The 24,553-nt window shown below is 68.7% G+C and carries 18 protein-coding genes; 15 read left to right on the top strand and 3 right to left on the bottom strand.

What is annotated here, in order from left to right; all coding sequences use genetic code 11:
• Positions 1-6: 6 nt before the first annotated feature.
• The 13 genes from pulA (at position 7) to ACZ5BU_RS14670 (ending at position 19,648) form a co-directional block, all read left to right on the top strand.
• Positions 7-5,658 carry a pullulanase-type alpha-1,6-glucosidase gene (gene pulA / locus ACZ5BU_RS14610; protein ID WP_465698999.1) on the top strand — a complete coding sequence of 1,884 codons (5,652 nt, stop codon included), beginning with the start codon at positions 7-9 and terminating at the stop codon, positions 5,656-5,658.
• A 27-nt stretch (positions 5,659-5,685) separates the two neighbouring features.
• Positions 5,686-7,095 carry a serine hydrolase domain-containing protein gene (locus ACZ5BU_RS14615; RefSeq protein WP_465699000.1) on the top strand — a complete coding sequence of 470 codons (1,410 nt, stop codon included), beginning with the start codon at positions 5,686-5,688 and terminating at the stop codon, positions 7,093-7,095.
• 47 nt (positions 7,096-7,142) lie between these two features.
• Positions 7,143-8,081 carry an NAD-dependent epimerase/dehydratase family protein gene (locus ACZ5BU_RS14620; RefSeq protein ID WP_465699002.1) on the top strand — a complete coding sequence of 313 codons (939 nt, stop codon included), beginning with the start codon at positions 7,143-7,145 and terminating at the stop codon, positions 8,079-8,081.
• Positions 8,082-8,355: 274 nt separating this feature from the next.
• Positions 8,356-9,939, top strand: a complete 1,584-nt coding sequence (locus tag ACZ5BU_RS14625; protein ID WP_465699004.1) for an amino acid permease — start codon at positions 8,356-8,358, stop codon at positions 9,937-9,939.
• Entirely contained in the window at positions 9,936-10,556 is a 621-nt protein-coding gene (locus tag ACZ5BU_RS14630; protein WP_465699006.1) for a DUF1989 domain-containing protein, read from the top strand. Before ACZ5BU_RS14625 ends, ACZ5BU_RS14630 begins: the two co-directional genes overlap by 4 nt.
• On the top strand, positions 10,553-11,185 hold the full coding sequence (locus ACZ5BU_RS14635; protein WP_465699008.1) for an urea amidolyase associated protein UAAP2: 633 nt from the start codon (positions 10,553-10,555) through the stop codon (positions 11,183-11,185). The genes ACZ5BU_RS14630 and ACZ5BU_RS14635 overlap by 4 nt, the downstream gene beginning before the upstream one ends.
• 2 nt (positions 11,186-11,187) lie before the next feature.
• Complete coding sequence (locus tag ACZ5BU_RS14640) at positions 11,188-13,143, top strand: 5-oxoprolinase/urea amidolyase family protein (RefSeq protein WP_465699010.1); 1,956 nt, start codon at positions 11,188-11,190, stop codon at positions 13,141-13,143.
• On the top strand, positions 13,140-14,729 hold the full coding sequence (atzF, locus tag ACZ5BU_RS14645) for an allophanate hydrolase (protein ID WP_465699012.1): 1,590 nt from the start codon (positions 13,140-13,142) through the stop codon (positions 14,727-14,729). The genes ACZ5BU_RS14640 and atzF overlap by 4 nt, the downstream gene beginning before the upstream one ends.
• Before the next feature lie 238 nt (positions 14,730-14,967).
• A complete protein-coding gene (locus tag ACZ5BU_RS14650) occupies positions 14,968-16,230 on the top strand; it encodes a M20 family metallopeptidase (RefSeq protein WP_465699014.1) in 1,263 nt (420 codons plus the stop codon).
• A 53-nt stretch (positions 16,231-16,283) separates the two neighbouring features.
• Positions 16,284-17,054 carry an amidohydrolase family protein gene (locus ACZ5BU_RS14655; protein ID WP_465699016.1) on the top strand — a complete coding sequence of 257 codons (771 nt, stop codon included), beginning with the start codon at positions 16,284-16,286 and terminating at the stop codon, positions 17,052-17,054.
• Positions 17,012-17,413, top strand: coding sequence for an amidohydrolase family protein (locus ACZ5BU_RS14660; RefSeq protein ID WP_465699018.1), 402 nt, complete (start codon positions 17,012-17,014; stop codon positions 17,411-17,413). The genes ACZ5BU_RS14655 and ACZ5BU_RS14660 overlap by 43 nt, the downstream gene beginning before the upstream one ends.
• Before the next feature lie 33 nt (positions 17,414-17,446).
• A complete protein-coding gene (locus ACZ5BU_RS14665; RefSeq protein ID WP_465699020.1) occupies positions 17,447-18,748 on the top strand; it encodes an amidase family protein in 1,302 nt (433 codons plus the stop codon).
• A gap of 90 nt (positions 18,749-18,838) precedes the next feature.
• Positions 18,839-19,648 carry a MerR family transcriptional regulator gene (locus ACZ5BU_RS14670; protein WP_465699022.1) on the top strand — a complete coding sequence of 270 codons (810 nt, stop codon included), beginning with the start codon at positions 18,839-18,841 and terminating at the stop codon, positions 19,646-19,648.
• Here the strand turns inward: ACZ5BU_RS14670 and ACZ5BU_RS14675 are convergent.
• From ACZ5BU_RS14675 to ACZ5BU_RS14685, 3 genes are read right to left on the bottom strand one after another with little or no spacing between them, the layout of a single operon-like run.
• On the bottom strand, positions 19,635-20,126 hold the full coding sequence (locus ACZ5BU_RS14675; RefSeq protein ID WP_465699024.1) for a DUF3830 family protein: 492 nt from the start codon (positions 20,124-20,126) through the stop codon (positions 19,635-19,637). The two genes, ACZ5BU_RS14670 and ACZ5BU_RS14675, sit on opposite strands and share 14 nt — an antisense overlap.
• Entirely contained in the window at positions 20,123-21,508 is a 1,386-nt protein-coding gene (locus tag ACZ5BU_RS14680) for an amidase (protein ID WP_465699026.1), read from the bottom strand. Before ACZ5BU_RS14680 ends, ACZ5BU_RS14675 begins: the two co-directional genes overlap by 4 nt.
• Positions 21,505-22,485 (bottom strand): D-2-hydroxyacid dehydrogenase, encoded by a 981-nt coding sequence (locus ACZ5BU_RS14685; RefSeq protein ID WP_465699028.1) that lies wholly within the window; start codon positions 22,483-22,485, stop codon positions 21,505-21,507. The genes ACZ5BU_RS14680 and ACZ5BU_RS14685 overlap by 4 nt, the downstream gene beginning before the upstream one ends.
• 65 nt (positions 22,486-22,550) lie before the next feature.
• Between ACZ5BU_RS14685 and ACZ5BU_RS14690 the strand changes: the two genes are divergently transcribed.
• Positions 22,551-23,300 carry a maleate cis-trans isomerase family protein gene (locus ACZ5BU_RS14690; protein ID WP_465699030.1) on the top strand — a complete coding sequence of 250 codons (750 nt, stop codon included), beginning with the start codon at positions 22,551-22,553 and terminating at the stop codon, positions 23,298-23,300.
• Between the two features lie 68 nt (positions 23,301-23,368).
• On the top strand, positions 23,369-24,553 hold the full coding sequence (locus ACZ5BU_RS14695; protein WP_465699031.1) for a M24 family metallopeptidase: 1,185 nt from the start codon (positions 23,369-23,371) through the stop codon (positions 24,551-24,553).

A 24,553-nucleotide genomic window follows, 5' to 3' on the forward strand; every position in this document is an offset into this window, starting at 1 on the left:
TGCGTGATGCGCGGGTTCAGGGGTTGGACGGCAGGATTCACCGCGGCCGCGGTGGTGGTACTCGGACTGGGCACACCGACCCAGGCCCCGGCAGCAGCCGCGGCGGAGCGGGTGGTCACACTCGCGGGCTCGCTGCAGAGCGAGCTGGGGTGTGCGGGTGACTGGGACCCGGCCTGCGACGCGACCAGTCTCGGTACGAGTGCGCCGTACACGAAGGTGTTCGACGTACCCGCCGGTTCGTACGAGTACAAGGTCACAGTCAACAAGAGCTGGGACGAGAACTACGGCGCCGGCGGCGTCCTGAACGGGCAGAACATCCCGCTGCGGATCGAAGGCCCGGCGAAGCTCGAGTTCAGCTACAACGACACCAGTCACCTCGTCACGGTGAAGCCGATCGACCTGGCCGGCCCGACGGTGACGCCGGCCGACAGGACGCTCGCGACACCAAGCCTGCGGCAGGGCCTCACGAAGGAACGCTTCTACTTCCTGATGGCGGACCGGTTCGCGAACGGAGACAAGTCGAACGACTCCGGCGGCCTCACCGGCGACCGGCTGCAGACAGGGCTGGACCCGACCGACAAGGGCTTCTACCACGGCGGCGACCTGGCCGGTGTGATCCAGAAGCTCGACTACATCAAGTCCCTCGGTACGACGGCCATCTGGCTGACGCCTTCGTTCAAGAACCGCCCCGTGCAGGGCTCCGGCGCGGACGTGAGCGCCGGGTACCACGGCTACTGGATCACCGACTTCACCCGGATCGACCCGCATCTGGGCACCAACGCGGACATGAAGCGGCTGATCGACCTCGCGCACCGCAAGGGCATGAAGGTCTTCTTCGACATCATCACCAACCACACCGCGGACGTCATCGACTACCAGTCCGGCAACCACAGCTACATCCCGAAGTCCACCTCGCCGTACAAGGATGCCCAGGGCAACGTCTTCGACGACAAGCAGTACGCCGCCGGGGACACGTTCCCGGCGCTGGACCCGAACACGTCGTTCCCGTACGTGCCGATCTTCGACTCCGCGGCCGACCAGACCGTGAAGGTGCCGGCCTGGCTCAACGACCCGACGCTGTACCACAACCGCGGCGACTCGACCTTCGCCGGTGAGAGCGCGGAGTACGGCGACTTCTCCGGCCTGGACGACCTGTTCACCGAGCAGCCGAAGGTCCGCGACGGGATGATCGACGTCTACAAGACCTGGGCCGAGTTCGGCATCGACGGGTTCCGGATCGACACCGTCAAGCACGTCAACCTCGAGTTCTGGCAGAAGTTCTCGCCGGCGATCCTGGCCGCGGCGCGCGGCGCGGGCGCGAAGAACTTCTTCATGTTCGGCGAGGTGTTCGACGCGAGCCCGCAGTTCATGTCGACGTACACGACCAAGGGCGACCTGCAGGCGACGCTCGACTTCGGCTTCCAGCAGAACGCGGTCGCCTATGCGAAGGGCGACCCGAGTACCAAGCTGCAGGACTTCTACGCGGACGACGACTACTACACCGACACGGACTCCAACGCGTACGAGCTGCCCACGTTCCTGGGTAACCACGACATGGGCCGCGTAGGTACGTTCTTGAAGCAGAGTGGTGCCTCTGGGCAGGACCTGCTCGCACGGGACGAGCTTGCGCACTCTCTGATGTACCTCACGCGCGGCCAGCCGGTTGTGTACTACGGCGACGAGCAGGGCTTCACAGGTCCTGGCGGCGACAAGGACGCGCGGCAGGACATGTTCGCGACCAAGACGGCCGAATACACGGACGACGAGGTTGTCGACGGCACGGGTACGACGACGATCGGCAGCAAGGACAGGTACGACGTCAACGCGCCCATGTACAAGCACATCGCGGCGATGGCGCAGCTGCGGGCGCAGTACCCTGCGCTGTCGGACGGGCGCCAGGTGAACAGGTACGCGTCCAACAACAACGGGCTGTACGCGTTCAGCCGGCTCGGTAGTGACAACGTCGAGTACCTGGTGGTGGCGAACAACTCCAAGACGGCTGCGTCCGCGACCGTACCGACGTACGGGCCGAACACGTGGCTCAAGCCGATCTACGGCGGCAGCAGGTCTGTGAAGACCGACCGTGAAGGCAGGGTCGTCGTCAGCCAGGGCCCTCTGTCCGTGACGGTGTACCAGGCCCAGACGAAGGTCCCGCCGCGCGCCAAGGCACCTAGCGTCTACATGAGCTCCCCTGAGCTCGGTGCGACGGTCGGCGGGCGTGCGGAGATCGCTGCTGCGGTTCCTGAGAACACACCGGCCACTGTGACGTTCGGCTACCGGCCCGTGGGTACGACGGCATGGCAGCGGCTGGGGTCCGACGACAACGCGCCGTACCGCGTGTACCAGGACGTCACCGGGCTTCCCAAGGGCACGCTGCTGGAGTACCGCGCAGTACTACGTGATGTGTCCGGCAACTACTCGGTCTCCGGCTCGTACGGCGTTGTTGGTGACGCTGCCGCACCGGGTGGTGGTGGCGGCTCCACCGGACCGGTCGTACAGCCGGCCAACGTGTCCGTGCCTGGTGACCACAACACCGAGATGGGCTGCGCAGCGGACTGGGCGCCGGACTGCGACCAGGCACAGCTGAAGCTGGACCCCAACGACAAGGTGTGGAAGGGCACGTACACCATCCCGGCCGGCGAGCACGCGTACAAGGCAGCCATCAACAAGACCTGGGACGTGAACTACGGAGCCGGTGGCGTGCAGAACGGCGCCAACATCTCCTACACCGCACCGACCGGACCAGTCACCTTCTACTACGAGCACGGGCGGCACTACGTCACGTCCAGTGCGCAGGGACCGATCATCACCGCGCCGGGCTCGTACCAGAAGGCACTGGGCTGCTCGGCGGACTGGGACCCGGCCTGCATGCGACCCTGGTTGACCGACGAGGACGGAGACGGGACCTACACCTGGTCCACCAGTGAGCTGAAGGCGGGCAACTATGAGGCGAAGGTCGCGCACAACCTGTCCTGGGACGAGAGCTACCCGGCGCAGAACGTGCCGGTCGTGGTACCGAGTGACGGCCTGGTCGTCACATTCTCGTACGTGCTCGCGACCCACCAGTTCACGGTGACCACCTCCAAGCCCGGCGCACACCCGGATCTCAGCCAGGCGAAGGCGTACTGGCTCAACCGGGACACGCTCGCCGTACCGGCCGTCGACCACCCGGAGCGGTACCGCTGGCGGCTGCACTGGTCCGACACCGGTTCGCTGAAGGTGGACGCCGACGACATCGGCGGCTCGTCGACAGCACTGCGCTACGACCCGACAGAGGTCAAGCCGGGCTACACCACGCTGCGGCTCGACTATGCAGACGTGGAAAAGATCTTGAAGGGCCAGCTCGGCCTGGCGCAGTACGACGACACCGGACGGCTGCTGGACGCCACAGGCGTACAGATCCCAGGCGTGCTCGACGATGTGTATAGCAGCGCAGTCAATCGCTCCTATGGCGTCACCTGGCAAGCCGGCAAACCCACCTTCACGGTGTGGGCCCCCACGGCGCAGGACGTCCGCCTACTGGTCGGCGCAGGTGCTGTGGCGATGCACCGCAACTCAGACGGATCCTGGGAGGTCACCGGGCCCCGCTCTTGGAAGGACGCTTCGTACCGCTTCGAGGTCACGGTCTACGCGCCCAGTACTGGAAAGGTCGAGAAGAACGTCGTCACTGACCCGTACTCGGTTGCGTTGACGACTGACTCGACCTACTCGGTTGCAGCAGACCTGAGCGACCCCGCGGGCAAGCCGGCGTTGTGGAAGGACACCGCCTCGCCGAAGCTCACCCGTGGTGTCGACTCGACGATCTACGAGCTGCACGTACGGGACTTCTCGATCAACGACAGCACAGTGCCGGCAGCGCACCGCGGTACCTACCTGGCGTTTGCCGACAACGGCAACGGCACGAAGCACCTTCGCTCCCTGGCAGCCGCTGGCCTCAACACGGTGCACTTACTACCTACCTTCGACATCGCTTCGATCCCAGAGACCAACCAGCAGGCACCTGCGTGCGACCTGAAGTCCTTGCCGGCCGACTCCGACCAACAACAGGCCTGTGTCACCGCCGTAGCAGCCAAGGACGGCTTCAACTGGGGTTACGACCCGTACCACTGGCTGGCACCGGAGGGGTCGTACGCAACGCAGAAGGACGGCCTGCCACGGGTAGCCGAGTTCCGCACGATGGTCGGCGCACTGCACAAGTCCGGCCTGCGCGTGGTGCTGGATCAGGTCTACAACCACACCCCGGCCGCGGGCGAGGCACCGACGTCGGTGCTCGACCAGATCGTGCCGGGGTACTACCAGCGGCTGGACGCGACCGGCAAGGTCGAGAACTCCACCTGCTGCAGCAACATCGCCACCGAACACCTGATGGCCGAGAAGATCATGGTCGACGGCACGGTGAGCTGGGCGCGCAACTACCACGTGGACGGCTTCCGGTACGACCTGATGGGCCACCACAGCAAGGCGAACATGCTGAAGGTCCGCGCCGCGCTGGACCAGCTGACGTTGGCGAAGGACGGCGTGGACGGCAAGTCGATCTACCTGTACGGCGAGGGCTGGAACTTCGGCGAGGTCGCGGACGACGCACTGTTCGTCCAGGCGCGGCAGGGCAACCTCGGCGGCACCGGCATCGGCACGTTCTCGGACCGCTTGCGCGACGCGGTCCGCGGCGGCGGGCCGTTCGACGACGACCCGCGGATCCAGGGCTTCGGCTCCGGCGAGGCGAGCGACCCGAACGGGGCCGCGGTGAACGGTACGCCGGCCGACCGCGCGAAGCGGCTCGCCCACGACACCGACCTGGTCCAGCTCGGCCTGGCCGGGAACCTGCGGTCGTTCACGTTCAAGTCGGTCTCCTCGGGTACGGACGTCCGCGGTGACCAGGTCGACTACAACGGAACGCCGGCCGGGTACGCCGACCAGCCGGACGAGGTGGTGACGTACGTCGATGCCCACGACAACGAAACGTTGTGGGACACCCTGACGTACAAGCTGCCGTCGGACCTGCCGATGCCGGACCGGATCCGGATGAACACGTTGTCGCTGGCAACGACCGCGCTGGCGCAGACGCCGTCGTTCTGGCACGCCGGCGCGGACCTGCTGCGGAGCAAGTCGCTGGACCGGAACTCGTACAACTCCGGCGACTGGTTCAACACGCTGGACTGGACCGGCACGGACAACGGCTTCGGCCACGGCCTGCCGCCGAAGACCGACAACGAGGCCAAGTGGCCGTTCATGAAGCCGCTGCTCGCCGACCCGGCGTTGAAGCCGTCCGCGGCCGATGTGACCACGGCGTCCGCGGCCGCTGCCGACCTGCTCAAGCTGCGGTTCTCCACTCCCCTGTTCCGGCTGGGGACCGCGGCGCTGATCAACCAGAAGCTCACGTTCCCGGTGAGTGGTACGACGCCTGGCGTGATCACGATGCGGATCGACGACACCGTCGGTGCTGATGTCGACCCGGCGCTGAAGGGGGTGCTGGTGGTGTTCAACTCCACCAACGCCGCTGTCACGCAGCACGTGCCGGGGCTGGCGGGCGCCAACCTCACGCTGTCGCCGGTACAGGCAGCTGGTTCGGACCCGGTGGTCAAGCAGACGACCTGGACGGCCGGCACCGGTACGGCAACGGTCCCGGCGCGGACAGTCGCCGTACTGGTCCAGCATTAGAGCGCACGGAGGGATAGCGTGCTGGGGGTGACCAGACTTCCACGGAGTACACCAGAGGCCCAGGGCCTGTCCGCCGCCGCGCTCGACAGTTTCGTCGGAGCGCTCGACGGCGGGCAGCCGGAGATCCAGACAGTCATGGTGGTGCGGCACGGACACGTGGTGCTGGAGGACGCGTGGGCGCCGTACCGGTTCGACGATCGGCACCTGTTGTTCTCGGTGTCGAAGAGTTTCACCTCGACGGCCGTCGGGCTCGCGGTCGACGCAGGATTGTTGACAATCGACGATCCGGTGATCTCGTTCTTCACCGCGGACGTGTTGCCGGAGACGATCAGCGACAACCTGGCCGCGATGAAGGTCCGGCACCTGCTGACGATGACGACCGGCCACTCGAAGGACACCGTCGAGGCGCTCAGCCGCGACCGCCGGATGGTGAAGGTCTTCCTCGGCCTCGACGTCGAGCACGAGCCCGGCAGCCTGTTCGTGTACAACAGCGGCGCGACGTACATGTTGTCGGCAATCCTGCAGCGACTCACCGGCGAGAACCTGCTCGACTACCTGCGGCCGCGGCTGTTCGAGCCGCTCGGCGCGACCGAGGCGACCTGGCAGGTGTCGAAGGAAGGCATCACGGTCGGCGGCTGGGGGCTCAGCCTCAACACCGAGTCGCTGGCCTGCTTCGGGCAGCTCCTGCTGCAGCACGGCGAGTGGAACGGCACACGGCTCGTACCGGCCGAGTGGTACGAGGCCGCCACCTCGAAGCAGGTCCCCAACGACAATGAGGAGAACCCGGACTGGAAGCAGGGCTACGGCTACCAGTTCTGGCGCGGCCGGCACAACACGTACCGCGCCGACGGTGCGTTCGGGCAGTTCATCGTGGTGTTCCCGGAGTACGACACGGTACTCGTCACCACGAGCGCGACCGGAGACATGCAAGCGATCCTGAACACCGCGTGGGAGTACCTGCTGCCGGCACTCGAGGGCAAGGACGTGCCCGAGGCACCGCGGCCGGCGCAGCTCGAGCTGCCACCACCCGGCGGCGCGACACCCGAGCCGGGTGACGGGCAGACGTACCGTTTCGCGGGGCGGAACGCGGCAGGTCTGACCGCGGTTCGGCTGGACCCGGACGGCACCGGCACGTTCACGTTCGAGGACCCGCGAGGTGGGACGCACGATCTGGTCTGCGCACCCGGTTCCTGGCGCGAGCAGACGGCGCAGGGCACCGTTGCGGACGCCGGCCCCGACAGCGGTGAGCGGATCCTGACCAGCGCGTACGGCGACGGCGACGCGTTCGTCGCGACGTTCCGCTGGGTCGAGACGCCGTTCGTCGCGACGCTCAGCTGCCGCGTCGACAACGGCCGGATGACCGTCGACGGAAAGCTCAACGTGTCGTTCGGGCCGACCGAGTTCACCGAGGTTTCGGAGCAGATGTCACAAAGCTGAGCCGCCACGTGTCCTCCGGGTCGTAATCAGAGACGACGGAGGACGAGATGAAGGTCTTGGTGGCAGGCGCGACCGGCGGACTGGGCCGGTCGCTGGTACCGCAGCTGGTCGCGGCCGGACATGAGGTGACCGGGATGATCCGGTCCGAGTCCGGCGCGGCCGGCGTCCGCGCATTCGGTGCGGACGTCGTACTCGCCGACGGTCTGGACGCGGACGCGGTCCGCGCCGCGGTGGAGTCGGTCCGCCCGGAGGTCGTCGTCCATCAGATGACGGCGCTCAAGGGCGGCATCGACTTCAAGCACTTCGACGACAGCTTCGCGCTGACGAACAAGCTGCGGACGGTCGGTGTCGACAATCTGATTGTCGCCGCACAGGCTGCCGGCGTACGGCGGTTCGTCGTCCAGTCGTACGCCGGCTGGAACCTGCAGCACGGTGGACCGCCGACCCGGACCGAGGCCGACCCGCTCGACTCGGACCCGGTGCCCGCGCAGCGGCAGACGATGGCCGCCATCAAGCACCTGGAGTCCGCGGTACTGAACGCCGACGGCCTCGAAGGGATCGTGCTGCGGTACGCGAACTTCTACGGGCCGACCGCCGACCTCGGCAAGGGCGGGTCGATGGTGGAGCTGATCCAGAAGCGCCGGCTGCCGGTCATCGGCGACGGTACGGGCGTCTGGTCGTTCATCCACTACGACGACGCGGCCGCGGCCACGGTGAAGGCAGTGGAGAGCGACGTCACCGGCGTCTTCCAGATCGCCGACGACGACCCGGCCGAGGCGGCCGTCTGGCTGCCCGAGTTCGCCCGGATCCTCGGCGCGAAACCACCCCGGCACATCCCGTCCTGGCTGGGCCGCCTGGCCGTCGGCGACGTAGGCGTGGCCGCGTTCACCGAGATCCGCGGGGCCGACAACACCCTCGCCAAGAAGACCTTCGGCTGGCAGCCGCACTACGCCTCCTGGCGCGAGGGTTTCAGCCAGGGGCTGTGAAGCCGGAACGGTGAGAGGTTTTCTTTACTTCTGCGTTACCGGCGATGACGCCCGCCGAAATCGGCGGGTCCTGAACTGAAATGGACCCGCCGCAACGGCGGGGCGCCCCTAGGGTTCCGCTGCCGGCCTGGCCGGCAGGACTGGTCCGAGAGGGGAGGCGGGACCGTCGGCGTCGTCGCGACGGTGTCGTTCCACGGCGGGACAAAAGCCCGGGAGGCCTTGAAAGGCCCCGGGCTGCTGTGCGCATTCCCGGGCCGATCCAGCGGAGGCCGGAATGCCAGGATCAACTGCAGCATCCCCCGAAACACTGACCACGGATCAACTGGGCGCGCGAGATCTCGGCCACTTCGGCTACGCCCAGCAACTCTCGCGCCGGGTCGGCAGCTACGCGTCGTTCGCGGCCGGATTCTCGTTCGTCTCCATCCTCACCACCGTGTTCCAGCTGTTCGGGCTGGGCTTCGGCTTCGGCGGTACGGCGTTCTTCTGGACCTGGCCGGCCGTCCTCGCCGGGCAGTTGACGGTGGCGTTGTGCTTCGCCGAACTCGCCGCGCGGTACCCGTTGTCGGGCGCGATCTACCAGTGGGCAAGGCGGCTCGGCGGCGCCGTCGCCGGCTGGTTCGCCGGCTGGACGATGGTGATCGCGCAGATCATCACGCTGGCGACGGCCGCCATCGCGCTGCAGGTCGTCCTGCCCGCGGTGTGGCCCGGCTTCCAACTGGTCGGCACCGACTCCGCCCTGGCGTCCAAGGACGGCGCCGCGAACGCTGTTCTCCTCGGCTGCATACTGCTCGCCGCGACGACCCTGCTGAACGCGACCAGTGTGCGGATCACCGCGTTGGTCAACTCGGTCGGCGTGACGTGTGAGCTGATCGGGGTCGTGCTGATCGTCATATTGTTGACAGGCAAGGCCGAGCGCGGACCGTCCGTCGTCCTGCACACGACGAACCTCGACGCCTCGACCGGGTATGTCGTACCGCTGCTGATCTCGGCGTTGATGGCGGCGTACGTACTGGTCGGATTCGACAGCGCCGGCGAGTTGTCGGAGGAGACGCACAAGCCGCGCGCGACGACGCCTCGTACGATCGTGCGTGCGGTCGTCGCCTCCGGGATCGGCGGCGCGTTCCTGATCGTCGCGGCGCTGATGGCCGCGCCGTCGCTGACCGACGGCAATCTGGCGACTCAGGGTCTGCCGTACGTGCTGACGAGCCGACTGGGCACCACCACCGGCAAGCTGCTGCTCCTCGACGTCGCGCTCGCCGTTTGCGTGTGCACGCTCGCGATCCAGACCGCGGCTGCTCGGATGATCTTTTCGATGGCACGCGACAACGTGCTGCCGGGATCACGACAGCTGCGGAAGGTGTCCACGCGAACCGGAACACCGGTGGCAGCGACAGTCGTACCCGGTGTGCTGGCCGGGGTCTGCCTGGTCGTGAACGTCGGCAACGCCGGCCTCTTCCTCGGCCTCGCCAGCGTCTGCATCATGCTGCTGTACGTCGCGTACCTGATGGTCACGACGCCCTTGCTGGTACGACGGCTGTCCGGCCGCGGGCTGCCGGCCGGCACCGACGAGAACGGGCGCCCGCTGTTCTCGCTCGGCCGCTTCGGGCCGCTCGTCAATATCGTTGCCGTCGGCTACGGACTCGCGATGGCGGTGAACCTCGGCTGGCCACGCGCCGCGGTGTACGACCCGGCCGGTGCCGGCTGGTACCTGCACTACCTTCCGCTGATCACGCTCGCCGTCGTCGCTGCCGGTGGTGCGATCGCGTTCCTCGGCCAGCGCACGGCGTACTACGCCTCGATCGGCCTGCCCGCCGAGGTCGGCACCCCGGCCGTCGAGCCGGAAGGAGCGAGCGCGTGACCCCGGCCCACGCGCACGACATTCCACCGGCGGCGGCGTGGTCCGCGCCGGTTCGCGCGGGACGCACCGTCCGGCTGACGGCTTTGGGCGACGACGCGAACGCATCGGTGCTGCTCGTCGGCGCCGACCGGCTCGATCGTCTGAACGTCCCCGACACGTTGAAGGCGCAGATGTCGGCGCGGATCAAGCCCGGCATGGTGCTCATGTCGGACCGCGGCCTGGCACTTGCGACCGTACTGGATTCCACGCTGGACTGGCACGACTGCCTGACCGGCGCACTCCCCGACCGGTTGCTCCTGCTCGAGCTGATGAAGCACGGGCTCGGCGAGGCTGATCTGCACGGCTGCATCAACTTCTTCAGCAAGGTCGCGGTCGCCGACGATGGGGCCCTTGCCTTCGTGCCGGGGCACGCACACGCGGGTGACTCGGCAACGCTTCGGGCCGATCAGGATCTGCTGATCTTCATCTCGACCGCCCCGCACGCATTGTCGGACCTGCCCGGCGCGGGGGTGGCCGTACACATCGAAACACCCGAGCACACGGAGAATCCCGTGGATCCCGAGCTGCGAGAGGAAGCGCACCGCGCACTACGACTGACCCGGGAGCTGATCGCGTGACGGCCACCGCGACCACCGGCACCGCAACCACCGTCGCACTCGATGCGGTAATCGAGGCGGGCGACGGCGCCCTCGTGACCGTGCCCGCCGGTGGACGGTTGCGGATCGTCGACCTGCACGGCAACCAGGCCGTAGACACGTTGTTCTACGACGCCCACGACATCGGCAACCGGTACTCCGCCTTCGACACGATCCGCGAACAGCGGGCCGTCTTCCTGACCACCGGATCGCGGCTGCTGTCGACCAGGCTCGACGAGCTCGCGGTGATCACCGACGACACCTGCGGCCGGCACGACACCGTCGGTGGTGCGTGCTCGCAGGAGAGCAATGTCATCCGGTACGGCGAGTTCACGCGGCATCAGCACGCCTGCCGGCAGACGTTCCTGCGGTACGGCGCGGAAGCTGGCATCGGGCAGCGTCAACTCACCCACAACGTCAACTTCTTCATGAACGTACCGGTGACCCCGGACGGCGGCCTGACCTTCGAGGACGGGCTGTCCGCGCCCGGGAAGTACGTCGAACTGACCGCGAGCCGCGACCTGTTCGTCCTGATCAGCAATTGTCCGCAGGTCAACAATCCTTGCAACGGCTGGAACCCGACGCCCATCCAGCTGCTGGGCAGGTGGTGAGGATGGCGGCAACCGTCACCGTTGTTGCCCCGGGCACCCAAACGACCGTGCAGGATCTGGCCGGCCGGCCGGGACTGTGGGACGTCGGAGTACCGCCGTCCGGTGCGGCCGACGAATTGACGTTCGCGCTCGTGAACGCCGCGGTCGGCAATCCGGACACCGCGGCCGGGCTGGAGTGTGTCCTCACCGGGCCGGTGCTCACCTGCGACGAGGACCGGCTGATCTGTGTCGGCGGGGCTGTCAACAATGCGACTGTCGACAATTGGCGGCTCCGGCCGGGGCTGGTCGTCCGATGGCCGGCCGGCACCGTACTGGACGTCGGTCCGATCGACGGCCCGGGGATGCGCGGGTACGTGGCGATCCAGGGCGGCCTCGAGGTGCCGCGCGTCCTCGGCAGCCGCTCCACGTTCGTCCTCGGCGGCTTCGGCGGCCACGAAGGCAAGCCGCTCGCGACCGGCGGACGGCTTCGCCTCGGCCGGCGGGAGAACCTCCTGACCCCACTGTCCGTCGAGCTTCCCGTGATGTCGGACTCCTGGCAGGTCCGGGTGATTCCTGGACCGCACGGGGCGCCGGAGCACCTCACGCTCGAAGGGGCCGAGGCCTTCTTTGCCAACAAGTGGATTGTCGACCATCGATCGGACCGCACCGGCGTCAGGCTGATCGGGCCGGCGCCCGGCTGGTCCCGCACCGACGGCGGCGAGGCGGGTCTGCATCCGTCGAACGTGCACGACTCGGCCTACCCGGTCGGCGGCATCATGCTGTCCGGTGACACCCCGGTCGTGGTCGGGAAGGACGGCCCGTCGCTCGGTGGCTTCGTCGTACCCGCGGTGGTCATCGAGGCAGACCGGTGGATGCTCGGCCAGTTGCGCCCCGGAGACTCGGTGCAACTCGTACCGGTGACGCCCGAGGTCGCGTCCGAGGCGATCCGGTCCCGCCGCCGCTGGCTGACCGATCTCCGGCAGGAACCCGTACCGGTCGCTGTCTCGGCCGGTACGCCGGACCGTCCGAAGGCCCTGCACCGCGGCGACCGGTCGGCAACGGCACCGGCGTACACGATCAGATGCGCGGGCGAGCGGCACCTCCTCGTCGAGGCGGGACCGGCCGAGCTCGACCTCGCGGTCCGGGTCTGGATCCACCTGCTGGCGCAGGCGTTGCGGGACGACCGGCCGGCCGGCGTCACGGAGATCGTCGAAGGAGTGCGTTCGCTGCTCGTCGCGGTCGACTCGGCTCGCATCGGGCTGACCGAACTCGCGGAGCGGCTCGCATTTCTGGCCGCGGGCCTGGACGATCCCGAGACGGTCGTGCTGCCGGCCCGCGAGGTCGTACTGCCGATCGCGTTCGACCATCCGGAGGCGCACGAGGCGATGCGCCGCTACGCCACGTCGGTCCGGCCGGACGCGCCGTGGTGCCCGGACAACGTCGAGTTCATCCGGCGCGTCAACGATCTCGCCGAACGCGACGAGGTCTTCGACATCGTGCAGGCCGCGACGTACCTGGTGGTCGGCCTCGGCGACGTGTATCTCGGTGCACCCGTCGCCGTACCGGTCGATCCGCGGCATCGGCTCGTCACCACGAAGTACAACCCGGCGCGGACCTGGACACCGCAGAACGCCGTCGGGATCGGTGGGATCTATCTGTGCGTGTACGGGATGGAAGGCCCCGGCGGGTACCAGCTGGTCGGGCGCACCGTCCCGGTCTGGCGCTTGTCCCCCGCCGACGAGCAACCTTGGTTGCTGAGGCAGTTCGACCTGATCAGATTCACTCCGGTGAGTGCGGAGCAACTCGCGCACGAGCGGGCCGAGATCGCTGCCGGGCGCGCGGACCTGAAGACCGCGCCCGCAACGTTCTCGCTCGCCGACGTACGCCGGATCGAGCAGGAGGCACCGATGGAGATATCGACCGTACGGGCCCGCCGCCGCGCCGCGTTCGAGGCCGAGCGGGCGAGGTGGGGCGCATGAACAACGAGTGGATCACGCGGGTCGAGCCGGTCGTGCCGCTGCCCGGGCCGTTGCACGGCCTGACGATGGCGCTCAAGGACAACATCGATCTCGCGGGTGTGCCGACGACGGCAGGTGACCCGCGGAACTCGTTGCCCGCGGCACGCAACGCGTTCGTCGTCGACCGGTTGATCGCGGCCGGTGCCGTACCGCTGGGCAAGGCGAACCTGGACCAGTACGCGACCGGCCTGGTCGGCACGCGGTCGCCGTACGGGCCCTGTCACTCCCTCTTCTCGGAGCGGCACGTGTCGGGCGGCTCGAGTTCGGGCAGCGCTGTCGCGGTGGCGAGTGGGCAGGTCGACTTCGCGCTCGGGACCGACACGGCCGGGAGCGGCCGGGTACCGGCGGCGTTCAACCGGCTGGTCGGTATCAAGCCGAGCCGTGGGCTCGTGTCGGCGCGTGGCGTCGTACCGGCCTGCCGGTCGCTGGACTGCGTGACCGTGATGGCGCGCACCGTCGCAACCGCGCGGGCGGCGTACGAGGTGATGGTTGCCTACGACCCCGACGATGCGTGGTCGCGCCGGGCCGCCGACCTGCCGCGGCGTCGGCCTGGCCGCGCGGAGAGTCCTGTCATCGGCGTTCCGGATCAGGCACTCGACCTGGATCCCTTGCACGACAGGGCCTGGCAGGCAACGCTCGACGAGGCCCATCGCCTGGGCGAGGTCGTCAAAGTGGACGTGCGGCCGCTGCTCGAGGCCGCCGACCTGCTGTACTCCGGACCTTGGCTGGCCGAACGCTGGCTGGCGTTCGGCGACAAGCTCGACGACGACCCGGCCGTCGACCCGACCGTGCGGACGATCGTGCGTGGTGGCGAGGCACTCACCGCCGCGGCAGCGTTCGCGGGCTTCGACAAGCTCGCGACACTGGCCCGCGCGAGTGAGTACGTGTGGACGCAGGTCGATGCGCTGCTTCTGCCGGTGACGCCCGGGCATCCGACGTTGGCCGAGGTAGCGGCCGATCCGATCGGCGTGAACAACCGGCTGGGCCGGTTCACCAACATGGTCAACCTGCTCGACCTGTGCGCGGTTGCCTTCCCGGGTACGGATCGGGCCGACGGTCTTCCGTTCGGGATCCAGTTGCTCGCGCCGGCCGGCCACGACCACGAGCTGATCTCGTTGGCGGCCCTGTGGTGCGGTGAGTCCGTGCCGCCGGGTGCTCCGGACGACGAGATCCTGCTGGCGGTCGCCGGCGCTCATCTCTCCGGTCAGCCACTCAACGATCAACTGGTACGGCGCGGCGGCCGGCTCGCGTACACCGCCCGCACCGCGACGTCGTACCGGATGTATCTCGTCGACGGCCCACGTCCCGGGTTGACCCGGACGCTGAGCGCCGCCGACGGTCCGGGGATCGAGGTCGAGGTGTGGAGCATGCCTGGCGCCGAACTCGGTGGGTTCGCGTCGACCGTCGACCCGCCGCTGGCAATCGGTCCCCTCGAACTGTCGGACGGCCGGCAGGTGCTCGGTTTCCTGTGTACGGCGGACGCCGCGGACCCAGCCCGCGACATCACCCCCTCCGGGAGTTGGCGCGCGTACCTGACCGGACGCTGAGCCCGAGGCGGGCGTACCCGGCCGGGGTCGATGCCGAGGCGGGTGTACCTGGCCGGGCGCTGAACCCGGCGCGGGCGTACCCGGCCAGGCGCTGAGTCCGAGGCGGGCGCATCCGGCCGGGGTCGAGGCCGTGAACACCTCCTAGGGACTGGCGATAGGCAATTACCTATCGCCAGTCCCCATTTCCTGTCTCCACCTCCGGCTCTGGGCAAGTTGTGGCGCTCTAAGGTGGGTGAGCATGAGCCTGACGCCCGCTGAACAACAGGTACTGGACCGGATCGACGAAGAGCTGGTGGTCCGGATCACCCAGGATCTGCTCCGCGCCCCCGGTCAGAACCCGCCGGGCGAGGAAGCCGCCACGGTCGCCACTCTCGCGGCGGCAGCGCGCGAACTCGCCCTCGACGTGGCAACGGTTCCCGTCGAACCGGGCCGCGACAACGTGACAGTGACTCTTGCCGGCGGCAACAACCCTGGCCTGTTGTTCCTCGGTCACACCGATGTCGTGCCGGTCGGTGACGGGTGGACGCTCGATCCGTACGGCGGGGCGGTCCGGGACGGGCAGATCTACGGGCGCGGCGCCTCCGACATGAAGGGCGGCCTGGCTGCCGCGCTGGCCGCCCTCGCAGCGCTCCGCGGTACGGCGTTGAGCGGGCCGGTGGAACTGGCCGCCGTGGTCGACGAGGAGGAGACCGGCAAGGGCATTCGCGCGTACATCGAATCCGTGCAGCGCCCGCCTGTGGATAACTCGAGTCCGAGCAGCTCGCCCACGGATAGACTTGAAGCGGAAAGGACAGGGGCGCAACAGCAGTACGTCGGGTGCATCACCGCCGAGCCAACGGATTTGCAGACGATTGTCGCTGCGCGGGGCGACTCGTACTTGCAGGTTGCGGTGCACGGGCGGGCCTCGCATGCGGGGAACCCGGACGGTGGCGCGAACGCGATCTACGGCGCGGCAGCCGTCGTCGCCGAGATCGAACGCCTGCACGCCGAGCTCGCCAAGGCACCGCATCCCCTGCTCGGCCCCGCGACCTGGAGTGTCGGCCAGATCAACGGGGGTACCGGCGGCTCGATCGTCCCGGCCGAATGTGTAGTGGTCGCCGACCGCCGGCTCCTTCCGGGCGAGTCCCCCACCGACGTACTCGCCGACCTAGGTCGCCGCGTTGCCGCGCTCCGGTTGGAGGATCGTGGACTGACCGTCGAGCTCTCGATGCCGATGGAGATGCCCGCGTTCGAGACGCCCGAGGATGACGAGCTCGTCCGCGTGACCGAGGCCGCGCGGTTCGACGCCGGCGGTCCGCCGATGCCGCTCGCGGGGTGGACGGCCGCATGCGACGGCGGGTATGTCGCGCGCGATCTCGGCGTACCGGTCGTCGTCCTCGGCCCCGGGTCGGTGACCACGCAGGCGCATCGCGCCGACGAGTCGGTCGCGATCGCGGAGCTCGTGACGGCGGCGCGCGCGTACGCGTTGATCGCACTGCGGCTGCTGGGCCCGGCGAAGTGAGTCGGCCGGCTCTGCACTCGGGGTCGGATCGCCGGGTCCTGCATTCGGGTTCGGTGCTGGACGTCCAGTCGGGTGAGGTGCGGGCTGCGGACGTTCTCCTTGTTGACAATCGGATTGTCGACGTAGGGATCGGGCTGGACGGGGAGGAAGGCGTCGACTGCACCGGGACGTTGCTGGTGCCCGGGTTCATCGACTGCCACACGCATGTGGCCTTCGGACCGCCCGGTATGGACGCGCTGCGGCTGCCGCGGTCGGCTCGGGTGTTGTCGGCGGTACCGGCGTTGCGGACAGTGCTGCGGCTCGGGGTGACGACGGTACGAGATGCGTGGGGCGCTGACGCCGGCGTACGGCTCGCGATCGAGAACGGGTGGATCGAGGGGCCCGAGCTGTTGCTGAGCCTGCGGCAGGTCGGTACGACGGGCGCGATCGGGGACGTGTGGGCGCTGCGGACCGGGCCGCTCGAGTTCTACGGGGATCCGTCGCTGCCGGATCCGATCTTCGACGGGGCCGATGCCGGGCGGGCCGTCGTACGGCGGATGGTGCGGGCGGGCGCGGACTGGATCAAGGTGACGGCGACCGGGTCGATGGCGCTCGGGACCGGCGTGCACGATCTCCAGCTGACATTCGACGAGCTGGCTGCGGTGGTCGACGAGGCCCAGCGGCGTGGTGGGCGGCGCGTGATGGTGCACGCGCACGGGGCGCGGGCGGCCGAGCTCGCGGCACGTGCGGGTGCGGCGAGTGTCGAACATGGGACGTACCTGGACGAGCCGCGGTTGCTGCGATGGCGGAGGCCGGTACCTGGTACGTGCCGACGTTGTCGGTGACTCAGTCGGATCCGGAGCATGCGCCGGAAGGGGCGGCCGAGGCGCATCGGGTGTCGATGCGGCTGGCGATCGACGCCGGGGTCCGGATCGCGATGGGGACCGACAATCCCGTGCGGCCACATTCGGAGGCGTTGTGGGAGCTGAGGCATCTGGCGGCGGCCGGGCTCGGTGACGCAGGGGCGTTTCGGGCGGCGACGATCGACGCGGCGCGGCTGCTGGGGCTGGCGGACGACCGCGGGGAGATCGCGGCCGGCAAGCGCGCTGATCTGGTCGTGCTGGAAGGCGTTGGGCTGGACTGCGCGGCCCTGGAGGATCGGGTCCGGCGGGTGTTTCACAACGGGGTCGAGGTCGGGGGTTGACCCTGACACAGTGTCAGACCGTAGACCTGGCGCATGTTCACAGCTGGAGAGGTTGCAGAGCGGATTCGGACAGGTCGGACGACGTCGAGGGCAGTCACCGAGGAGCTGCTTGCCCGGATCGCGGCTGACACGACGGTCAACGCGGTCGTCGAGGTAGGTCGCGAGCACGCACTGGAGGCAGCAGACCGCGCCGACGAAGCACGCACGGGCGGCGGGCCGCTCGGGGTGTTGCACGGGGTGCCGATGACGGTGAAGGACTGTTTCAACGTTGCCGGCCTGCACACGACCTGGGGGAATCCAGCGTTCGCAGGGTACGTCGCCGACGACGACGCGATCATCGCGGAACGGTTGCAGCGCGCCGGGGCGAATATTGTCGGCAAAACGAATGTCCACACGATGCTCGCCGACTTCGGACAAACGTCGAACGAGCTCTACGGCCGGACCAACAACCCGGCCGACGTGACCCGGACCCCAGGCGGCTCGTCCGGTGGAGCCGCGGCAGCACTCGCTGCGGGGCTCACCTACCTCGAGTACGGATCCGACCTGGTCGGATCGATTCGGCTCCCGGCCGCCTACTGCGGGGTCTACGGGCTGAAGCCCACCAACGGACTCGTCCCGCAACGAGGCTTCCAGGTCCCCGGTACGCCGTACCTTCCGAGCGAACTGCCCAGCTTGTCGACAATCGGACCACTCGCCCGCTCGGCCGCGGATCTGCGGATCGCACTCCGCGCAACCGCCGGACCCGAGGCCCCGTACTCGTACACCCTCCGCCCACCGAGGCACCAGCATCTGAAGGACTATCGCGTCGGCGTCGTCACAGACCACCCGGCCGCTCCGGTCACCGGCGAGGTCGGCGCTGCGCTGTCCGACACGATCGATCGGCTGGCGAGCAGCGGCGCGAAGATTGTCGACAGTTGGCCGGACGGTGTCGAACCGAACGAACAGGCCGAGGAGTTCGGGCGTCAGGTCGAACTGTTCTTCGCGCTCTACGGCGGCGAACCGACCTCGTTGACCGTCGACCAACTGCTCACCACCGAACGGAACCGCCTGGCAGCCCGGGCGAAGTGGCAGCAGTACTTCGAAGACATCGACGTGTTCCTGTGCCCGACGAGTTTCACCGTCGCGTTCCCGCACGGCTCGACGACCATCGACGGACGGCCGTACGAGGCGCAGGTGTTCTGGATCTCCCACGCCTCGCTCACCGGCCACCCTGCGCTCAGCATGCCGATCGGCCGAACGGCGACCGGACTGCCGACAGCTGCTCAGGTCATCGGCCCCTGGCACGAGGACGACACGGCCATCACGTTCGCCGAACTCCTGCGGCAAGGAAGCTGATTGCCGGCCGACGAGTTCCGCCCAGCCGCAGGGCGACACGCTCGCTGTTCACATGAGGATTGTTGACAAACTACTGGTTGACTGGCTGGCATGTTCGCGATCGGTGAGTTCGCCCGCCACGGCCGGGTGTCGATTCGGATGCTGCGGCACTACGACGCGATCGGCCTGCTGCGTCCGGCGTACGTCGATCCCGCGACCGGGTACCGCAGCTACACCGCGGCCCAGCTCGCCGACCTGAACCGGATCGTCGCACTGAAGGACCTCGGCTTCTCCCTCGACCAGGTCAACAAGATGACTGTCGACAATCTGACGCCGGCCGAACTCCGCGCGATGCTCACCCTGCGGCGCGCGCAACTGGAGGATGCCGTTGCCGAGAGCAACGCGCGGCTCACCCAGGTCGAGGCCCGGCTGCGCGGTCTGGAAGCCGACATCCCGGCCGCGGACATCATCGTCAAGGAACTGCCCGCAGTACGGCTCGTCGGGCTGACCGCGACCGCCGCGAGCTTCACGCCCGACGACATCACGCCCGTCGTACACCCGCTCTGCGCGGAACTCGGCCGACGCCTGCCGGACTCGGACGTACGACCGGCCGGCCGCCTGACCTGCCTGTACGAACAGGACAGTGACGAGGTCGTCGTACGAGCGACCGTACCGGCGGCGGTCGATGCCGGAGGCAACCTCAACAGTCTGGAAATCTTCGACCTGCCGGCCATGCAGGCGGCGACCCTGGTGCATCGTGGCCCGATCGACGAGGTCCTCCCGTCCTGGCAGGCACTCGCGCGCTGGCTCGACGACAACAGCCGTCGCGCCGCGGAACCGGCCCGCGAGCTCTACCTCGACACGCCGGAAGACCCGTCAGGTTGGGTCACCGAGCTACAGCAGCCGTTCACAACCGATTGAACGAGAGCGTCTCCCCGCGCGCCCCGCCCATCCACAGGTCCTGGCACGCCGCCGCGAACTCGTCGAGGTTCTCGGTCACCGCGCCGAACACGTTGCCCGGGACCCAGCCTTGATCGCCGTTGATCAGCAGGTTGTTGCGTCCGTAGAACACCGCCAGGTCGACGATCGCACCCATCGTCCCGGTTCCGGTGCTGTTCTCGTAGCCGTACGCCGGGTTCCCGAGATCGTCGGAGTCGAACGAGAACCAGCACAGGTCCCCAGGGATCGGCGTGACCGTCGTGTTCTCCTTCCCCGGATCGGGCGCGAAACCGGGCAGCAGCGTGTAGATCTCGTTCCGCGCGTACTTCCCGTGGAACACCGGCGCCGACAGCGGCAACGCGTCCCACACCGCCGCGCAGGTCCGTGGCGCGACGTCGTCGAGGAGCTTCGCGACGCAGGTCACGCCGCGCTTGTCCAGGCTGACGGTGATGTGCTTCATCGTGCCTCCAAGGTCGGGGTACGGCGATGCCAGTCGGTCGCGGCCTGGTAGGCCTGACCGACCCGCAACGTCAGATTGTCGGCATGCCGATTGCAGACAATCTGCAATCCGACCGGCAGATCGGCCGAGGTGAACCCGCACGGCACGCTCAGCGCCGGCTGCTGGGTGAGGTTGAACGGATAGGTGTACGGCGTCCAGTCGGTCCAGTCCGGCGACGCCGAGCCGTCCGGTACGTCCTGCCCGACCGGGAACGCCGTGATCGGCAGCGTCGGCGTGACGAGAACCTCGTACTGCTCGTGGAACCGCCCCATCAGCGTCCCGAGCTCCATCCGGACCGCGGTCGCGTCGAGGAAGTCCGAGGCCGAGTACGCCGCGCCGAGCTCGGCGACCCGTCGCAGTCCCGGGTCGACGCGATCGTCAACGGTATAAGCGGAAAGTACCTTCGCGGCGCCGGACCACCACAGCACGTTGAACGCGTCGATCGGATCGCTGAAGCCCGGATCGACCTCGGTCACCTCGGCGCCGAGGCCGGCCAGCACGTCGACCGCGCCGCGCACCAGAGCCTCGACCTCAGGATCATTGTCAACAAAACCAAGATCGGGCGAGAAGGCGATCCGCAGGCCGGCAATCCCGTCGTCCAAGCCGTCCAGGAACGACCGTGCCGGCGTCGGCATCGCGGACCAGTCCCGCGGGTCGTAACCGGTCACGATGTCCAGCAGCGCCGCCGCGTCGCGCACGGTCCGGGTCATCGGCCCCGCGTGCGACAAGGTCCCGAAGGCGCTCGGTGGGAACAGCGGGATCAGCCCGTACGTCGGTTTGAGCGCGACCGTGCCGGTGAACGCCGCCGGGATCCGGACCGAGCCGCCGCCATCGGTGCCGAGCGACCACACGCCCATCCCGAGCCCGACCGCCGTCGCGGAGCCGCCGCTCGAACCGCCCGAGGTCTTCGTCGGATCCCACGGGTTGCCGGTCGCGCCGTACGAGAAGGAGTCGGTGACGCCCTTCCACGAGTACTCCGGCGTCGTCGTCTTGCCGAGGATCACCGCGCCGGTCTCACGCAGCCGGGCGACCGCCGGGGCGTCCTCGTCCCACGGCCCGGCCGCGTCGATCATCGTGCTGCCGCGCAGGGTCGGCCAGCCCTTCGTCCACAGCGCGTCCTTGATCGATGTCGGTACGCCGTCACCGGGTCCGAGTGGCTTGCCGGCGTGCCAGCGGGCTTCCGACTCCTTCGCCGCGGCGATCGCGCCTTCCGCGTCGACCAGCACGAACGCGTTGACCTGATCGTCGTACCGCTCGATCGCGTCGAGCGCGGCCTGGGTCGCCTCGACCGGGGACAGCGCGCCGGTCCGGTAGCCCTCGATCAACTCGGTTGCTTCAGTCATCGATCTCCTGTCGGAATGTAGCCGAGCTTCTTGTCGACAACGTTCAGCAACGGCTCGCCGGCCAGCCAGCGGCGCGCATTGCCGGCGAACTGGGCCGCGAGGGTGTCACGCCAACCGATCACGTCGCCGGACATGTGCGCGGTGATCGTCACGTTCTGCGCGGTCCAGAGCGGGTGTTCCGGCGGCAGCGGTTCACGGTCGAAGACGTCCAGCGTGGCCGCGATCCGTCCGGTCGCCAGCGCGTCGAGCAGTGCAATTTCGTCGACAATCGGACCACGGGCAACATTGATCAGGTGCGTCCCCGGCCGCATCGCAGCGAGTACGCCGGCGTCGACGAGACCGCGGGTCGCCGCGGTCAACGGCGCCGCGAGTACGAGGTGATCCGCCCAGCCCACCTCAGCCGGAAGATTGCTGCTGGCAACGATCTCGCCGAAGTCCGGGTCGTCCCCTCGCGCGACCCGGCCGGCCCCCCGCACCCGCAACCCGGCCGCGCGCAACAGCCGGGCGGTCTCTCGCCCGATCGCCCCGGTCCCGAGGACCAGCGCCGTCGTGCCCAGGACGCTCCGGGTCTCGCGGTGCTGCCATCGCTGCTCGCGCTGCAGTCCGTAACTGCGCCGGCTGTCCTTCGCATGTGCGATCACCGCACCGAGCACGTACTCCGCGATCGGGCGGTCGAACACCCCGTGCGCGTTGGTCACCACGACCGCCGAGTCGCGCAGTTCGTCGAAGAGCAACGTGTCGACCCCTGCTGCGGTCACGTGGATCCACTCGAGTGATCCGGCGTCTGCCCACACGTCCCGAACCGCGGTCGAGAAGAAGTCCCAGAGCAGCAGCGCCCGCGCTCCCCGAACCGCCGCGCTCAGTCCGTCCGCGGCGCAGTACCGGAAGTCGATCGGCAGGCCGGCCAGGCCCGGCGGACGGTCCGTCGCCTGCTCACAGAGCACCGCGACAGCGGGCTTCCCGGCGGCGGCTGGCACGGTTCGAGGCTAGGAACTTGCTGGTAGGATTGTCAACAATCTACTCATAGCCGCACACTGGCTCGATGAGCACGCGTCCCCACACGCACCCGCTGCCGGCCGCGGTGCCTCCCCTGTTGCAGACCGGCATCGGCGTCGTCGCACCGTACGACTTCGCGCTCGACCGCGAACTCTGGCGCTGGGTCCCCGACGACGTCACGCTGCACGTCACCCGGACGCCGTACGCGCCGATGGCAGCGACCGTCGAGATGGCCGTGCACATCTCGGATCCGGAACTGATCGCGCGCACCACGTACAACGTGCTCGCGGTCGCCCCGCTCGCGGTCGCGTACGCGTGCACGTTCGGCAGCTTCGTCGGCGGGACGGCCGGTGAACTCGCGCTTGTGGATGCAATGGTCGGCGCGGGCGCCCCGGCCGCGGTGACCACGAGCGGCGCGCTGCTGCTCGCACTCCGGCGGCTCGGGATCAACCGGATCGCGACCGTCACGCCGTACACGAACGACCTGACCGCCGGGCTGACCGCGTTCCTCGCTCAGGCCGGCATCGAGGTGGTGGCGACAGCCGGGCTCGGACTGATCGCGCAGATCTGGGCGGTTCCGTACGAGACGACCGTCGAACTCGTCCGTAGTGTCGACAGCGAACGCGCCGAGGCGATCTTCGTCAGCTGCACGAACCTGCCGACGTACGACGTGATCGCCGGGCTGGAGGCGACGCTCGGCAAGCCGGTGCTGACCGCGAACCAGGTGACGATGTGGGCGGTCCTCGAGCTTGCCGGCCGGACCGGGATCGGACCGGGGCAGCAACTGCTCGTGTGACAAGGAGCTGACAAGAAAGCTGACAAGAGGATTGTGGACAATCCGCCGAACGGAAGGGGTGACCAAAGGTGTCCGACCTGCTCGAGCAGGCGGTCGAGCCGGACGAGTACGCCGGGCGGCTGGCCCGCGTCCGCACCGTCCTGGCCGAGCGCGGCCTCGGCGCACTGGTGGTCAGTGATCCCGCGAACCTCTTCTACCTGACCGGGTACGACGCCTGGTCGTTCTACACACCGCAGTGTCTGCTCGTTCCGGCCGACGGCGAGGTGCACCTGTTCGCGCGGGCGATGGACGCGGCCGGCGCGTCGTACACGTGCAACCTGCGCACCGAGCAGATCCACGGTTACCCCGAGCAGCTGGTACACCGGCCCGACGTCCATCCGTACGACTGGATCGCGAGCGTCTGCCACGACCTGGTGCCGGCCGGTGCCGACGTCGCGGTCGAGGCCGACGCGCACTACTTCACGCCGCGCGGTTACCTTGCCCTCAGCAACGGGTTGCCCGGCCGCCGGCTGGTCGACTCGGCCGAGCTGGTGAACTGGGTCCGGCTGGTCAAGTCCGAGCACGAACTGCGCCAGCTGCGGGTCGCCGGCTCGATCGCCGAGCAGGCGATGCGGATCGCGCTCGACCAGCTCCGGCCCGGCCGCCGACAGTGCGACCTCGTCGCCGAGATCCTCGCCGCGCAGGCCACCGGTACGCCCGAGCACGGCGGCGACTATCCCGCGATCGTCCCCATGCTGCCGACCGGCCGTGCCGCCGGTACTCCGCACCTGACCTGGACCGACCGCCCGTTCGTCGCCGGTGAGGCGACCACGATCGAACTGGCCGGCGTGTTCGGCCGGTACCACGCGCCGCTCGCCCGGACCGTGATGCTCGGCGACCCGCCGCGGCGGCTGCGCACTACCGCGAAGATCGTTGCCGATGGTATGCGTGCCGCATTGTCAACAATCCGGCCAGGCGTCACCGGTGGCGCGGTGCATGCAGCGTTCAACGACGTCATCTCCGCGCACGGCCTGGTGAAGGAATCGCGGATCGGGTACTCGATCGGTATCGGGTACCCGCCGGACTGGGGTGAACGCACCGTCAGCCTGCGTCGCGAGGAGACCACCGTCCTGACCGCGGGCATGGCGTTCCACGTCATCCTCGGGATGTGGATGGACGGCTGGGGTTACGAGCTGTCCGAGCCCGTGGTGGTCACCGCGGACGGAGTGGAACGACTGACCGGTCTGTCCCACGAACTGACGATCAGGAGGTAA

Source organism: Kribbella sp. NPDC031520 (genome assembly GCF_055580825.1).